The sequence below is a fragment of the Streptomyces sp. NPDC051907 genome (assembly GCF_040681075.1).
Classification (GTDB): Bacteria; Actinomycetota; Actinomycetes; order Streptomycetales; family Streptomycetaceae; genus Streptomyces.
In genome coordinates this window covers 14,055-28,425 of sequence record NZ_JBFAYB010000036.1, presented here as the reverse complement: position 1 = coordinate 28,425, position 14,371 = coordinate 14,055, and the positions used below count along the sequence as shown (strand labels likewise).

Sequence of the window (14,371 nt, the reverse complement as noted above, 5' to 3'; positions counted from 1 at the left end):
TACGGCATGCCACGGGCCCCGGCCACACCTGCTGCGCCAAGCGGGTGACGCTCGGACCGGTGGCCGAGATGACGGTGGCCGAGATGTTGCCTCGGCCATGCCCGGAGGAGACGCTGGGTGGGATGACCACGATCTCCGTCAAGACCGCGTCTCTGCGGGACGGGCCGGTCCTTCCGTACGCGGAGGCCGGCTACGGCGGCACGCCCGTCGTCTTCGTCCACGCCATCGCCGACTCATGGTGGTCCTTCGAGCCGATGCTGCGACGGCTGCCCGTGTCCCTCCACGGGTACGCGCCCACCCAGCGCGGACACGGCGACGCCGAACGGCGCCCCGACGAGGGCTACCGGCCCGAGGACTTCGCCGCCGACCTCGTGGGCTTCCTCGACGCGGTCGGGATCGAGCGCGCCGTCCTCGTCGGCGCCTCCAGCGGCGGTGTGGCCGCCCGGATGGTCGCCGGCAGCCATCCCGACCGGATCTTGGGCCTGGTCCTCCTCGGCGCGCCCGCCACGCTCGCGGACAAGCCGGCGGTCGCCCGGGTGTGGGAGGAGATCCAGGGGCTCGCCGATCCCGTGTCCCGCGAGTTCGTCGACGGCTTCATGGGCGGCCTGACCGCCCGGCCGATCGCCAGGGGGCTCCTCGAGACCATGACCGAGGAGAACCTCAAGGTCCCCGCCCACGTATGGAAGGAGACCATGCGCGGCCTGATGGAGGCCGACCTGCCCGCCACTCTGGCCGGGATCCTGGTGCCGACCCTCGTCGTCTGGGGCGACCAGGACGACTTCCTCCCGCGCGCCGACCAGCAGGCCGTCCTCGACGCCGTCCATGGCTCGCGGCTGCTGGTGTACGAGGGCGTCGGCCATGCCGTGCACTGGGAGCAGCCCGACCGCGTCGTCGCCGACGTCGCCGAGTTCGCGGGCAGCGTGCTTCGTTGAGCGGGCAGCGCGCTCAGAGGAAAGAATCTTCCGCGAGGTGTCGAGAAGCCGTCGTCGGCGCCGACGTCTCCTGTGAGAGTCGCCCACAAGGGTGACGGCGCCCTAAGGAGCGAAGTCATGAAGTATCTGGTGATGGTCCAGGGTTCGCAGGCCGACTACGACGCGATGGTCGGCAAGGGGAACTCCTCGAGCCCGGCCTGGAGCGAGAAGGACATGCAGGCGATGTTCGCCTTCATGGGCGAGATCAACAACGACCTCGCCGAGTCCGGCGAGCTCGTGCACGCGGAGGGCCTGACCGAGCCCGCCCAGGCCCGCTTCGTCAGCGCGGGCTCCGACGGGCGGCCGGTGATCACCGACGGCCCCTATAGCGAGACCAAGGAACTGCTGGCCGGCTTCTGGGTGCTCGACTGCGCGAGCCTGGAGCGGGTCACGGAGATCGCCGCGCGCGTCGCGCAGTGCCCGGTTCCCGAGGGCTCCCCGGAGTACCCGGTGGTCATCCGGCCCATCGGCGGAGGCGATGTTTGAGGAGTACGACCGCTGTCGAGGTCGAGGACCTGTTGCGCCTGCACGCGCCGCAGGTCCTCGGCGCGCTGGTGCGCCGGTACGGACATTTCGACCAGGCCGAGGACTCCGTGCAGGAAGCCCTGCTTGCGGCCGCTGAGCAGTGGCCGCGGACCGGGCTCCCGGACAACCCCCGTGGGTGGCTGATCAAGGTCGCCTCGCGGCGGCTGACCGACCAGCTGCGCAGCGACCAGGCCCGGCGGCGGCGCGAGGAGACGGTCGCCGCGCTCACGCCACGGGACGCGTTCACGGCCCCCGCGCCGGGGGAGAGCCGCGCCCCGTCCGACGACGACACCCTCACCCTCCTCTTTCTCTGCTGCCACCCGGACCTCTCCCCGGCCGCCCAGATCGCGCTCACGCTGCGCGCCGTCGGCGGTCTGACCACCGCCGAGATCGCCCGCGCGCATCTCGTGCCGGAGGCGACCATGGCGCAGCGGATCAGCCGAGCGAAGCAGAAGGTCAAGGGCGCGCCCTTTCGGCAGCCCGGGCCCGACGACCGCGACCAGCGGCTCTCGGCCGTGCTCCAGGTGCTGTACCTGATCTTCAACGAGGGCTACACGGCGACCGCCGGCCGCGCACTGCACCGGGCCGACCTGGCCGGCGAGGCGATCCGGCTGACCCGTGCCGTACGCCGACTGCTGCCCAAGGAGGGCGCGGTGACCGGGCTGCTGGCGCTGATGCTGCTCACCGACGCCCGCAGCGCCGCGCGCACCGGGCCGGCGGGCGAGCTGATCCCGCTCGACGAGCAGGACCGCAGCCGCTGGGACCGGGAGACGATCGCGGAGGGCACGGCCCTGGTGGAGGAGGCCCTGTCCGAGGGGGCGGCCGGGGCGTACCAGCTCCAGGCTGCCATCGCGGCGCTCCACGACGAGGCGCCCAGCGCGGACGAGACGGACTGGCCGCAGATCCTCGCCCTGTACGACATCCTCCTGCGCGTCGCGCCCGAGCCCATGGCCGCGCTGGGGCGCGCGGTGGCGGTCGCGATGGTGCGAGGGCCCGAGGCGGGTCTCGCCGAAGTCGCCGAGCTGGAGGAGCGGCTGACGGGCCATTACCGACTCGACGCGGTACGCGCGCATCTGCTGGAGAAGGCGGGGGACGGGGAGGGGGCGCGGGAGGCGTACGAGCGGGCGGCGGGGGCGACGCTGAGCGTTCCGGAGGCGAGGTATCTGCGGATGCGGGCGGGGAGGGTGGGGGGTGGGGACGGTGCGTGAGGGCCGGCGGGGTGGTTCTGGGGCGCTGCCCTAGGTCCCGCGCCTCAATCTCCCCCAGACTTCGTCCGGGGGGACCCCCACGGGGCTGGGTGTGCGCCTCAATCGCCGGCGGGGCTGATTCCGGGGCGCTGCCCCGGGCCCCGCGCCTCAAACGCCGGCGGGGCTGAGAGTGCGCCCCCCGTGCCTACGTCGGCGCCTCGTACGCCGGTGGCTTGGTGTCCCCCGGCCTCGCCTTCCCCGCGTGCCAGCCTCTCAGGAGTTCCGCCGACACCGTCGCCACCACCGCGGCGACGATCATGAGGGGGTGGGCGCTCAGCGCGGTCGGGCCCATCAGCAAGGCCGTCAGCACCACGCTGGTCACCGGCAGTCGGGTGATCGCCGCGCTGGACGCCGCGAGTCCCACGGCCAGACCGGAGGCGACGCCGAACCCCGGAAGGCCGTTGCAGGCGACCCCCAGCGCCGCGCCGAGCATGATCGAGGGGAAGATCGGGCCGCCGCGCAGGCTGCCGAGGCTGATGCTCCAGGCGAGGCCCTTGAACACGACGAGCAGCAACAGGGCGTACACCGGCCACGCATGCGGATCGCCCGCCAGCACGCCCAGCGTCACCTGGCCCGACAGGGCCGCCTCCTCCGGGGAGCGGCCCGTGGTCAGGGCGTACGCCGCGGCGCACACGCCCACCGCCACGGCGCAGATCACCGTCCGTACCGCCGTCTTGTGCGCCGTCCACTCCGCGACCCGTCCGCCGATCCGGTGACCTGTGACGAGGACGGCCGCGGTCGCCGCCGCCAGCGGAATCCCCCACAGGAAGTCCCCGGCGTCGGGGCCGCTCACCTTCGGCACGACGGGCAGGGACAGCGCCCCGATGGTCAGCCCCGTCCAGTCGCCGAACCCGGTGAAGACCAGGTCGCCGACTCCGCTCGCCAGCAGGCACGGCAGCAGCAGGAGCATCAGCTGAGGGCCCCCGATGCCCGCGGCCTCCATCATCATCACGGCGGCGACGAGCGGGCTGCCGAAGATGGTGGAGATCGCGGCCGTCGATCCCGCGGCGCCCAGGATGGAGGCGACTTGCGGGTTGCCGCGCGCGCTGGACGATCGGGCGAAGTGCAGAGCGAGCAGAGCGAGTCCGCCGCCCAGGGCCATCAGGGGCGCCTCCGGCCCCAGGACCGCGCCGAGGGGGAGGCACGCGAGGGCGGCGAGGACCACGCTCGGCACCTCTCTGGGCCCGATGGGGGGTCCGCCGCCCAGCCCCTTCACCGCCAGATGGCCGCCCTTTCCCGGCATACGGGTGACGATCGGCGCGAGCAGCAGACCCGCGAGGGCCAGCGCGGGCAGCGGCCACCACCAGGGCGCGACGTCCATGCCGAGGGCGTCGGGGGCCGACTCCCACACCCAGTGCTGGAGTTCGTGCTCCAGGCTCACGAAGCCGAAGCACGCGAACGACACGGGGATGCCGACGAGGGCGGACATCAGCAGCAGTCCCAGATACCCACGGCTGAGCAGCGTGTCGCGGAGCCCCTTGCCGCCGGCGACTTCCGGCGGCCGGTGTTTCTCGCCTGCGTCGGCGTCGGCCTGTGCCATGTGGATCAGTCTCGCCCGCCGTCCGCGGTTCCGCCCGACATGCGAGCGGGCCGGGCGGATGACAACACTGGGTTCATGGCTGACAAGGCAGTGCTCGAGGGCGGACCGGACGATCTGCACGAGCGGATCGTCCCGATCGATCCTCCCGGAGACGAGCTGAAGATTCTGCACCGCGGCGGCTACGAGCACTTCAAGGCCACGCAGCGGCACGAGGACAGCCCGCAGGGCCGGCTGCCCGTCTACGAGTGGTGGGAGCGGACCGAGATCGCCGAGTAGCGTCCGGCGCGCGACCTGAGCCCTCGCGTCGGAGCCTCGCGCGCCGGAGCCCCGCGCCCAAGCCCCCGCCCGGACACGTCCGTACGACTGCCTCCGTACCAGTGCGTCCGTACGAGTTCGTCCGCGCGGGCGACCCGTACGAGCGCCTCCGCGAGAGGGACCCCGCATGAGTGCGTCCGTACCGGTGCGTCCGTACGAGTGCCTCCGTACGAGTGCCTCCGTACGACTGCCTCCGCGCGGGTGACCCGTACGACTGCCTCCGCGTGAGCCCCTCCACGCAAGCCACCCCGTGCCGCCCCGCCCCCTACCCCCGCACGATGTCCAGCAGCTCCTCGTCCGTCGCCGGGCGGGCCTTCTCGAGCGCCTGCCGGAGCTGCGGCACGCCCATCCCCTCCGTCGTACGCGCCGTCAGCAGCAGCCCGTCGCGCCGCAGATGGACGTACTCCCACACCTCGCCGTCGTCGTGCCGCTGCGTGACCACGGTGACGCCGCCGCCCGCGTCCCGGCAGCCGATCCGCCCCGGCAGGTCCTTGGGGCAGTCCCCGTCCGCGCGCCGGCTCACCCTGTAGTCGAAGCCGGGCGACGCGCCCGGCTCGCCGCCCTGGGTGAAGTGCATCCGGAACTCGTTCGGTCCCAGCGTGCCGCTGCCCTCCTCCGCCTCGAGCCCGCCGGGCGGCTCGATGAGCAGCCGCTCCTCGCGGGCGAGCCCGCTGCGGTTCAGGAGGGAGTCCAGCCGGTCGCGTTCGCCGGCCTCCTGGAGCGTGTACGTGGTGAACGCCAGGGTCCCGGCGAGTGCGACCGCGGAGGTCAGCCGCACGGACCGGCTCGGGACGAAGAACGCGGCGACCACGGCGTACGGAAGCCCGCTCAGCGCGATCCTCATGTCCGCGCCGCCCAGGTCGAACTCGTCCGTGGTCCAGGCCGCGAACCCGCCGAGCGCCCCCAGCGTGCCGCCGACGAGGACGGTCGCCGCCCAGCCCATCAGGCCGCGGGCCGTCGCGCAGAGCGGCACCACGTCGCGTACGACCAGTCCCGTCGCGGCCAGTGCCGCGATGGAGAGAAGGCCGCCAACGAGCAGCACGGCCAGCGTGGCGCCCGGCCCGCCGACCCACACCGCGCCGACCGTCGCGAACCCGAGCGCGGGCGCGAGGGCCGCTCCGACGATCCAGACGAGCAGCAGATGCCCGGCCGTCCGAGCCGCCGTCGGCCTCTCCGAATTCACTGGTGTCTCAGCCATATGGCAGATGGTCGCGGCCGCCTTTGGAGGGGCGGAAGAGCGGTCGTACTCATAAATGGCTTTGATCATGCTCCGGATGGCGTAAGGTTGTGTTCACCGACGCGGGGTGGAGCAGCTCGGTAGCTCGCTGGGCTCATAACCCAGAGGTCGCAGGTTCAAATCCTGTCCCCGCTACTAGCAGCAGCGGCCCGGCACTCGATCAGAGTGCCGGGCCGCTGTCGTATGCCCAGAAGTCTCAGGCACCAGGGCGCCAGGGCGCCAGGAGCCAGGCGCCAGCAGCCCGAGGCCAGGTGCCAGGAGTCCGAGGCCAGGCGCCCGCCCGTCCCCCGCCCGGCGCGGAGCACGGGAAGCATGCGCCGTTTCGCGGGTCGCACGCCCGCGCACCTCGCCGTACGCCCGTCGCCGCCTCGATACGCCCCCGCGTCGTATCCCCCACTTGGCCGACGGCGAGTCGCCGCACGGCGCGGCTCCGGCCAGCCTGGGGAGGGCGCGGTACCGTCCGCAGCCGTGGGCGGACTGGGCAGGAGATCATCGGTGGGGCACCGAAAGCAGGCCGGCGGCGGCTACATCGCTCAACTGTTCGTCCGGGCGCTGCCCGCGCTGATGATCGTCGGCGGGGTGGTCTTCGACGTCCTCACCCCGCCCAGATTCACCGCCGTGCCCTTCTTCGCGGCGGCCCCACTCATCGCCGCGCCCTTCTTCTCCCTGCTCACCACCCTGCTGACCGGCATCGCGGCGACCGCGGCCGTCGTCGGGCTGCACTTCTACAACCAGACCGTGTCCCAGGTCACGGCGTACACCGAGGTGTCCACCGTCGTCACCGTCTCCGGGCTGGCGCTGCTCATCAACCGGGTCGTACGGCTCAGCGGCGAGCGGCTCGCCTCCGCGCGCGTCATCGCGGAGACCGCGCAGCGCGCCGTGCTGCCCACGCCCTCCGACCGGATCGGCGGGCTCCATGTAGCCGCGCGGTACGAGGCGGCGCAGGCGGACGCGTTCATCGGCGGCGACCTGTTCGCCGTGCAGGACACCGCGTACGGCGTACGGCTGATCGTCGGGGACGTACGCGGCAAGGGGCTGGACGCCGTCGAGGCCGTCGCCGTCGTCATCGGGGCGTTCCGGGAGGCGGCCGAGCAGGAGAGCTCGCTGGAGGGCGTCGCCGAGCGTCTGGAGCGGGCGCTGGCGCGCGAGGGGATCCGGCGGCCCGGGCTGGACGCCGTCGAGGGCTTCACCACCGCCGTGCTCGCCGAGATCCCACGGGAGGACGGCGCGGTGCGGGTGGTCAACCGCGGCCACCCCGAGCCGCTGATGCTCTACGTCGACGGGGATCTGGACCTGCTGGAGCCGACCGACGCCGCGCTGCCGCTGGGGATGGGCGACCTGGGGCTCTGGCCGGACCGGGCCGAGGAGTATCCGTACCCCCCGGGGGCCACCCTCCTGCTCTACACCGACGGGCTCTCCGAGGCGCGGGATGCGGCCGGTGTCTTCTACGACCCGGGCGGGCGGCTCGGCGGCCGGATCTTCCCCGGGCCCGAGGAGCTGCTGGACGCGCTCGTGGACGATGTGCGCCGGCACACGGGCGGCGGGACGACCGACGACATGGCGCTCCTCGCGGTCACGAGGCCCGTCGAGGGGCAGCCGGAGCGGCGCAGGACCGTGCCGGTCGTCAGCGCGGCGGACGACGGGCGCGAGGACGCCCACGGTCCGTAACCGAAGGGTGCCCCTCCGCATAACATTTGATGCACTGTCAGGTGCGTGGGGTTGACGTAGATGTTCCTCTAGGTGCCGGTGTGGCGGTCAACTCGCCCGATTCCAGACCTGTATGTCCCGTTAAGGGTTGGTCAATCTCCTTAACGATCAACAAGAACAGCTTGGAATCAGACCCCGGTGTCTATTAACGTTCGATAACGCAGCGCGGTCGTCCCAGCCGTCGACATGACGGCACCGTGCGCACGCGCCGAATCCCGCAAGGGAACCGGGGAACCACCAATTGGGGTGAATCGGACGTCTTTTGCCGTGCAGTTCGCGGCCGAAGCGACCGTAGGAGACCTTCCTGCTCCGAACCCGTCAGCTAACCCGGTAGGCGAGAAGGAAGGAAAGGAGTGCGCCTCCGTGGCGTCCAACAGGCCTGCCCCCGAAGCTCCCCGGGCGACTGAAGTCCCTTTTGAATCGCCCTACTTCGGTGACGAGACATCGGCAGAGCCGACGTTCGGCGAGTGGAACCCCACGGCGGACACCGTCCGTCCGGTGCGCGGAAAGCACCGGGTCGTCAAGCAGCGCGGCGGCATCGCCCGCAGCTCCACGGTCCTCGGCGTCGGCGTGATCGCAGCGGTCGGCGCGGGCGGCATCGCCACCGCGCAGGACAAGCCGCCGGTCTCGATATCGCTTCCCGACCTTCCGGACGCCGAGTCCCTCCCGGGCGTCGGCTCCCTCATCTCCGACGACTCCAACGGCGAGTCCGACGACCAGAACACCACCGCGGCCGCCGCCATGGGGCTCGCCGCCGACCAGAGCGCGGGCAGCACGGCCGTCGCAGACCAGGGCGGCGCCGGCGAGGCTCTGCGCGCCCGCATCCTCCAGCAGGCCGAGCAGCAGCAGGCCGAGGCGGACGCCGACGCGAAGGCCGCCGCCGAGAAGCTCGCCGCCGAGAAGGCAGCGGCCGCCGCCGAGAAGCAGCAGAGCGAGGCCGAGGCCAAGGCCGCCGAGGAGAAGCGCAAGGCGGAGGAGGCCGCGAAGGCCAAGGCGGAGGCGGAGCGGCTGGCCAAGCTCGCCGCGAGCTACTCCCTGCCCACCTCCTCGTACACGATCACCTCGACCTACGGCGAGTCCGGCTCCATGTGGTCCTCGGGCCAGCACACCGGCCTGGACTTCGCCGCGCCGACCGGCACCCCGGCCAAGGCGGTCCACAGCGGCACGGTCAAGTCGGCCGCCTGGTCCGGCTCGTACGGCTACCGCGTCGTCCTCGAGCTGGAGGACGGCACGGAGATCTGGTACGCCCACCTGTCCTCGATGACCGTGGGAGCGGGCCAGAAGGTGGGCACGGGCGAGACCATCGGCCGTGTCGGCGCGACCGGCAATGTGACCGGCCCGCACCTGCACCTCGAGGTCCACACGGCGGGCGGCTCGGGCATCGACCCGGCGGCCTGGCTGCGCGACAAGGGCCTGACGGTCTGAGCACCGCTCACTGAACCCCCGGCGGGTCTGGCGCACACCCCCCGACGCCAGGACTGCCGGGTCTTCGCGTTGACACGGGGATTGCCGGGTCCTCGCGTTGACGCCGGCAGCGCCGGATGCTCGCGCGGACACAGGGACTGCCGGGTGCTCGCGCGGCTGAGCAGGGGTGCCGAGGAGCGGCGCCGAGCAGCGGAGGCCGTCGCCGCCGGTGCCGAACAGTGGCTTGTTCTCGTTCCCGCGCTCGGAATACCCTGTCCCCGCTGGGGTGTTGATCTCCCCATGACTTCACTCAGGCCTCTCGGCGCCTCAGAGCTCTCCGTCTTCCCCCTCGCCCTCGGCGGCAACGTCTTCGGCTGGACCGCCGACGCGACGCAGACCTTCGCCGTGCTCGACGCGTACACCGCCGGCGGCGGCAACTTCGTCGACACCGCGGACCTCTACTCCGCCTGGGCCCCGGGGAACAAGGGCGGCGAGTCCGAGACCCTCATAGGCGACTGGCTCGCGGCGCGCGGCAACCGCTCCGACGTGGTCGTCGCCACCAAGGTCGGCGCGCACCCCCAGTACAAGGGCCTGTCCGCCGCCACCGTCAAGGGAGCGGTCGAGGAGTCCCTGGCCCGGCTGCGCACGGACTACATCGACCTGTACTACACGCACTTCGACGACCCGTCCGTCCCGGTCGAGGAGATCGTCACCGCCCTCGACCAGCTGGTGAAGGAGGGCAAGGTCCGTGCCGTCGCCGCCTCCAACATCAGCCCCGAGCGGCTCCAGGAGTCCCTGGACTTCGCCGAGCGCGAGGGACTCGCCCGCTATGTCGCGCTCCAACCGGAATACAACCTCGTCTCCCGGGACACCTACGAGGGCACGCTCCAGGACACGGCGGCCCGCGCGGGCCTCGCCTCCATGCCGTACTTCGCGCTCGCGTCCGGCTTCCTCACCGGCAAGTACCGGCCGGGGGCGTCCGTGGACAGCCAGCGGGCCGAGGGCGCCGGCAAGCACCTGGAGACCGAGCGCGGTGTGAAGGTGCTGGCCGCCCTGGACAAGGTGGCGCAGGCGCACGGCGCCGAGGTCGCGACCGTCGCGCTGGCCTGGCTGGCGGCGCAGCCGACCGTGGTCGCGCCGATCGCCTCCGCCCGCACGGTCGAGCAGCTGCCCGCGCTGCTGGCGGTGGCGGAGCTGGAGCTGACGGCGGAGGAGCTCGCCGAGCTCACCGCCGCGTCTGCCTAGCCCTGCGTCCGCCTGGTCCTGCGTCCGCCTGGTCCTGCGTCCGCCCAGCCCCGCTTTCCCCTCGTCCCGGGTCCGCTGAGCCTCGCGTTCGGCCCTTAGGAGCGGTACGGGTTGTAGCCGCCGTAGTCGCGGTACGGCGGCGGGGTCCACACCCGGCCCGACGCCCGCGCCGCGTACGCGAGCGACGGGCCCGCGACCTCCTTGCGCTGCCACAGGTGGTGCAGCAGCTCCTGCTCGCGCTCGACGAAGTCCGGGCCCGCCGCGCCGCGGTGGGCCCGGTGGCGCAGAAAGGCGAGTGAGGTCGCGAACCGCTCGTACTCCGCGACCGCGTGCGCCGCCGTCGGTCCGTACGTCCGCTTGGCGAAGTCGCGCGCCATGGTGCGCGCCCGCATGGAGGACAGCGCGCGCGGCTCGGCGTGCGAGAGCCAGCCGGCGGCCGCGTACGCGGGCAGCTCGGCGGAGATGGTGCGCAGCTCGCGCTGCCTGGTCCAGATCGTCAGCCAGGTCAGCAGCCCGAAGACCGGCACCATGAACGCCAGGTACACCGCGTAGAAGCCCCAGGGGCCCAGCAGGGACGCCGAGCCGTTCCACAGCGCGTGCACGCCCATCGCGAGCGCGAGTCCGATCAGCGGCAGCGCGATCCGCCGTATCCGCTGGCGCTGCGCGGCGAGCGCGGCGACCCCGAAGCCGATGCCGGTGAGCATGGTGAACAGGGGGTGGGCGAACGGCGACATCACGATGCGCACGAAGAAGGTCGCCGCCGTCACGGAGGCCAGACCCGAGGCGCCCATCTCCTGGTCCTCGCCGAAGGCCGTGCCCAGATAGAGGATGTTCTCGGTGAAGGCGAAGCCGGTCGCGGTGAAGCCCGCCACGACCACGCCGTCGACGATGCCCGTGAAGTCCCGTTTTCGGAAGACGAAGATGAGCAGCACGGCCGCGGCCTTGGCGCTCTCCTCGACGATCGGGGCGATCACCGTCGCGCCGAGGGTGTCGGCGCTCGCCGGATCGGCGGTGGCGGTGGCGATCCAGCGGGTCGCGAAGGTGTTGGCGATGATGGCGACGAGCGCGGCCGCGCAGGCGCCCCAGGCGAAGGCGAACAGGAGGTTCCGCCATGGCCCCGGCTCGACGCGGTCGAGCCAGCGGAAGGCGGCCATCAGAAGCGGCACGGGCAGGGTCGCCAGGCCCAGGCCGACCAGGAAGCCCTCGGTGCCGGTCTGTTCGCGCACCAGCGCGAGGATGACCAGGCCGCAGAGCGCGAGGACGGTGACGAGCACCCCCGCTCTGAGCGCTTTGCTCCGCCAGAGCTGGGAGACGCGCCGTGGCTTGTAGCGCCAACGAGCGCGCTCCGGCACGGCGTCGAACAGCGGCTGCTGCTCGCACGCCGGAACCGCGGGATGCGGTGGGGGGTGCTGCGGGGGCGACTCGGACACCCAATGACCCTAAGGGGGGACACTGACAGCTGGCGACGACGTCCGGAACACTACCGAGGGTTACGTGTCCTGTTCCACGCCATGTTCCATCGTGTTCCGCCGTGTTCCGCCGTGGGCTGGGCGCTCTGCTGCGCGTTCCTCCGTGCGTACGCGTACTGCTACGCGTCGCGCGCGATCCGGCGGAACAGCAGATCGGCGACCTTGTGGCCCTTGTCGAGGCCCTGCCCCTCGAACCGGGTCAGCGGGCGGAAGGCCGGGCGGGGCGCGTAGCCGCCGTCTTCCTGGGTGTTCTCGAAGGCTGGGTGGGCGGAGAGCACTTCGAGCATCTGCTCGGCGTACGGCTCCCAGTCGGTCGCGCAGTGGATGATGGCGCCGGGCTTCAGGCGCTCGGCGGCGAGGGTGAGGAACTCCGGCTGGATCAGCCGGCGCTTGTGGTGCCGCTTCTTGGGCCACGGGTCGGGGAAGTACACGCGCAGGCCGTCGAGCGAGCAGGGCGGGAGCATCTCGCGGAGGAGGATGATGGCGTCGCCGTTGGCGACCCGGACGTTGGTCAGGCCGCTCCGCTCGGCGAGTCCGAGGAGGTTGCCCTGCCCGGGGGTGTGCACGTCTACGGCGAGGATGCCCGTGCCGGGGTCCTCGGCGGCCATCTGCGCGGTGGCCTCGCCCATGCCGAACCCGATCTCGAGGACGACGGTCAGCCCGCCGAACATCTCCTCGAGGTCCAGGACCCTCAGCCCGTCGATGTCCATCCCCCACAGCGGCCAGAGCCGCTCGAGCGCGTCGCCCTGCCCGGCGGTGACCCGGCTGCGGCGCGGCTGGAAGCTGCGGATCCGCCGCTCGTGATGCGACCCGGCGGGATCCGCGGCGGGCCCCCCGGGAAAGCGGGGCTCGCCCTTGGCCCGGATGGGGACGGAGGGGGTGTGGGCGGTGGGGTTAAGAGGCTCAGACACAGTGGCTCGATTCTACGGGGGCCCGAGACATGCGCGGCCGCCGTGAGCCGTGCGGGGTCGCGCTCCTCGGCCGCGAGCCGCGCGGTGGAGCAGCCCGGTCCCACGCTTCCTGGTCGCGAGCCGTGCGGGGCAGCGACCCCGCCCCGTGCTTCCCGGCCGCCGTGAGCCGTGCAGGGGCAGCGGCCCGGTCCCGCGTTCCTCAGCCGCCATGAGCCGTGCGGCGTAGCAGGCTGACCCCGCGCTCCCCGGTCGCGGGCCGCGCAGGGCAGCGGTCCGATCCCGCGCTCCCCGGCCGTGAGCCGTGCGGGGGTGCGGCCCGGTCCCGCGTTCCCCGGCCGTGAGCCGTGCGGGGGCAGCGGCCCGGTCGCGTGCTCTCCAGTCGCTGGCCGTGCGGGGGAGCCGCCGGACCCCGTGCTCCCCGGCCGCCGTGAGCCGTGCGGGGGAGCGGGCCCGGTCCCGTGCTCCCTGGCCGCGAGCCGCGCGGGCGCAGCAGCCCCACCCCGCGCTCCCCGCCCAGCCCCTGTCCCTACCCCCCGGACGCAGCCGCCCGCGGCACCGCGCCCAGTGCCCGTAGTGCCCTCGCGGCCACCTCTCGGCCGATGGGCAGCGATGCCGTCGCGGCCGGCGACGGCGCGTTCAGCACGTGCACCGTGCGCGGCGACTCGCGGATCAGGAAGTCGTCCACCAGCGTCCCGTCCCGCAGCACCGCCTGCGCCCGCACGCCCGACTTCGCGGGCCGCAGGTCCTCCTCCGTCACCGGCGGGAGCAGTCGGCGCACCGCCGCCGTGAACGCCCTCTTCGACAGCGACCGGTGCAGCTCGCCCGCGCCGTACCGCCAGTGTCTGCGGGCTATCCGCCACGACCCCGGCCAGCCCAGGGTCTGCGCCAGCTCGCGCGGGCGGACCGTCGACCAGTCGTAGCCCTCGCGGGCCAGAGCCGGGACCGCGTTCGGGCCGACGTGGACGCCGCCGTCGATGCCGCGCGTCAGATGCACGCCCAGGAAGGGGAAGGCCGGATCCGGCACCGGATAGACCAGCCCGCGCACCAGGTCCGGGCGCGCCAGGTCGTAGTACTCCCCCCGGAAGGGCACGATCCGCATCTGCGGGTCGTCGCCCGCCAGCCGGGCCACCCGGTCGCAGTGCAGCCCCGCGCAGTTCACCAGGGCCCGCGCCCGCACCACGGTCCCGGCCGTCGTCCGCACCGCGACGCCCCAGTCGCGCCGGTCGATCGCCGCGACCTCCTCGCCGTACCGGATCTCCGCGCCCGAGGCCGACGCCAGCTGCCGCGCGACCCCTCCGAAGTCGCACACCCCGGTCGTCCCGACGTGGATCGCGGCGAGGCCCTGGACCTCCGGCTCGTACTCCGTGATCTGCGCGGGGCCCAGCTCCCGCACGGGGATGCCGTTCTCCCGGCCGCGCTGGACCAGGGCGTGCAGCCGGGTCAGCTCGTCGCGCTCGGTGGCGACGATCAGCTTCCCGGTGACCTCGTGGTCGATGCCGTACTCCGCGCAGAACTTCACCATCTCGGCGGCGCCGCTCACCGCGAAGCGCGCCTTCAGCGAGCCCGGTCGGTAGTAGATCCCGCTGTGGATCACTCCGCTGTTCCGCCCGGTCTGGTGGCGCGCCGGGCCGCTCTCCTTCTCCAGGACCACGACCTGCGTGCCGGGCGCCGCGCGCGTCAGCGCATACGCCGTCGACAGGCCGACGATCCCGCCGCCGATCACCAGCACGTCACAGTCGAACGCCCTCACCGCGTCACCTCCCACCCCGATAGTGCACTGGCCCACTGACAGAGGCCTTA

12 protein-coding genes, 1 tRNA gene and 1 riboswitch are annotated in these 14,371 nt (G+C 72.9%); of the genes, 8 read left to right on the top strand and 5 right to left on the bottom strand.

From position 1 onward, the window contains the following. Nucleotides 1-122 precede the first annotated feature (122 nt). The 3 genes from AB0M39_RS20155 (at nt 123) to AB0M39_RS20145 (ending at nt 2,704) form a co-directional block, all read left to right on the top strand. The gene (locus AB0M39_RS20155) at nt 123-932 is read left to right on the top strand and encodes an alpha/beta hydrolase (protein ID WP_365366153.1); all 810 of its coding nucleotides are present in this window, start codon (nt 123-125) and stop codon (nt 930-932) included. A gap of 117 nt (nt 933-1,049) precedes the next feature. Next, on the top strand, nt 1,050-1,457 hold the full coding sequence (locus AB0M39_RS20150; protein ID WP_365366151.1) for a YciI family protein: 408 nt from the start codon (nt 1,050-1,052) through the stop codon (nt 1,455-1,457). Continuing rightward, entirely contained in the window at nt 1,454-2,704 is a 1,251-nt protein-coding gene (locus AB0M39_RS20145) for a sigma-70 family RNA polymerase sigma factor (RefSeq protein WP_365366149.1), read from the top strand. Before AB0M39_RS20150 ends, AB0M39_RS20145 begins: the two co-directional genes overlap by 4 nt. Nucleotides 2,705-2,888: 184 nt before the next feature. On the opposite strand, the gene AB0M39_RS20140 is transcribed toward AB0M39_RS20145, so the two are convergent. Next, a complete protein-coding gene (locus AB0M39_RS20140) occupies nt 2,889-4,283 on the bottom strand; it encodes a chloride channel protein (protein ID WP_365366147.1) in 1,395 nt (464 codons plus the stop codon). A 75-nt stretch (nt 4,284-4,358) separates the two neighbouring features. Between AB0M39_RS20140 and AB0M39_RS20135 the strand changes: the two genes are divergently transcribed. Continuing rightward, a complete protein-coding gene (locus AB0M39_RS20135; protein WP_365366145.1) occupies nt 4,359-4,559 on the top strand; it encodes a DUF5988 family protein in 201 nt (66 codons plus the stop codon). A 304-nt stretch (nt 4,560-4,863) separates the two neighbouring features. On the opposite strand, the gene AB0M39_RS20130 is transcribed toward AB0M39_RS20135, so the two are convergent. After that, nucleotides 4,864-5,796 carry a hypothetical protein gene (locus AB0M39_RS20130; RefSeq protein ID WP_365366143.1) on the bottom strand — a complete coding sequence of 311 codons (933 nt, stop codon included), beginning with the start codon at nt 5,794-5,796 and terminating at the stop codon, nt 4,864-4,866. Nucleotides 5,797-5,896: 100 nt separating this feature from the next. Between AB0M39_RS20130 and AB0M39_RS20125 the strand changes: the two genes are divergently transcribed. The 4 genes from AB0M39_RS20125 to AB0M39_RS20110 all read left to right on the top strand — a co-directional run bounded on the left by AB0M39_RS20125 (nt 5,897) and on the right by AB0M39_RS20110 (nt 10,191). Continuing rightward, nucleotides 5,897-5,970 (top strand) — tRNA-Met (locus AB0M39_RS20125). 360 nt (nt 5,971-6,330) lie between these two features. Further along, the gene (locus tag AB0M39_RS20120; protein ID WP_365366141.1) at nt 6,331-7,503 is read left to right on the top strand and encodes a PP2C family protein-serine/threonine phosphatase; all 1,173 of its coding nucleotides are present in this window, start codon (nt 6,331-6,333) and stop codon (nt 7,501-7,503) included. A gap of 235 nt (nt 7,504-7,738) precedes the next feature. Continuing rightward, nucleotides 7,739-7,894, top strand: a riboswitch (cyclic di-AMP (ydaO/yuaA leader). Nucleotides 7,895-7,905: 11 nt separating this feature from the next. Further along, entirely contained in the window at nt 7,906-8,967 is a 1,062-nt protein-coding gene (locus AB0M39_RS20115) for a M23 family metallopeptidase (RefSeq protein ID WP_365366139.1), read from the top strand. Between the two features lie 279 nt (nt 8,968-9,246). Beyond that, nucleotides 9,247-10,191 (top strand): aldo/keto reductase, encoded by a 945-nt coding sequence (locus AB0M39_RS20110; protein WP_365366137.1) that lies wholly within the window; start codon nt 9,247-9,249, stop codon nt 10,189-10,191. Between the two features lie 95 nt (nt 10,192-10,286). Here the strand turns inward: AB0M39_RS20110 and AB0M39_RS20105 are convergent, their stop codons facing one another. The 3 genes from AB0M39_RS20105 to lhgO form a co-directional block, all read right to left on the bottom strand. After that, nucleotides 10,287-11,621, bottom strand: a complete 1,335-nt coding sequence (locus tag AB0M39_RS20105; RefSeq protein ID WP_365366135.1) for a PrsW family intramembrane metalloprotease — start codon at nt 11,619-11,621, stop codon at nt 10,287-10,289. A gap of 158 nt (nt 11,622-11,779) precedes the next feature. Then, complete coding sequence (gene trmB / locus AB0M39_RS20100; protein WP_365366217.1) at nt 11,780-12,526, bottom strand: tRNA (guanosine(46)-N7)-methyltransferase TrmB; 747 nt, start codon at nt 12,524-12,526, stop codon at nt 11,780-11,782. Between the two features lie 571 nt (nt 12,527-13,097). Then, nucleotides 13,098-14,321, bottom strand: coding sequence for an L-2-hydroxyglutarate oxidase (gene lhgO, locus AB0M39_RS20095; protein WP_365366133.1), 1,224 nt, complete (start codon nt 14,319-14,321; stop codon nt 13,098-13,100). Between the last annotated feature and the right edge of the window lie 50 nt (nt 14,322-14,371).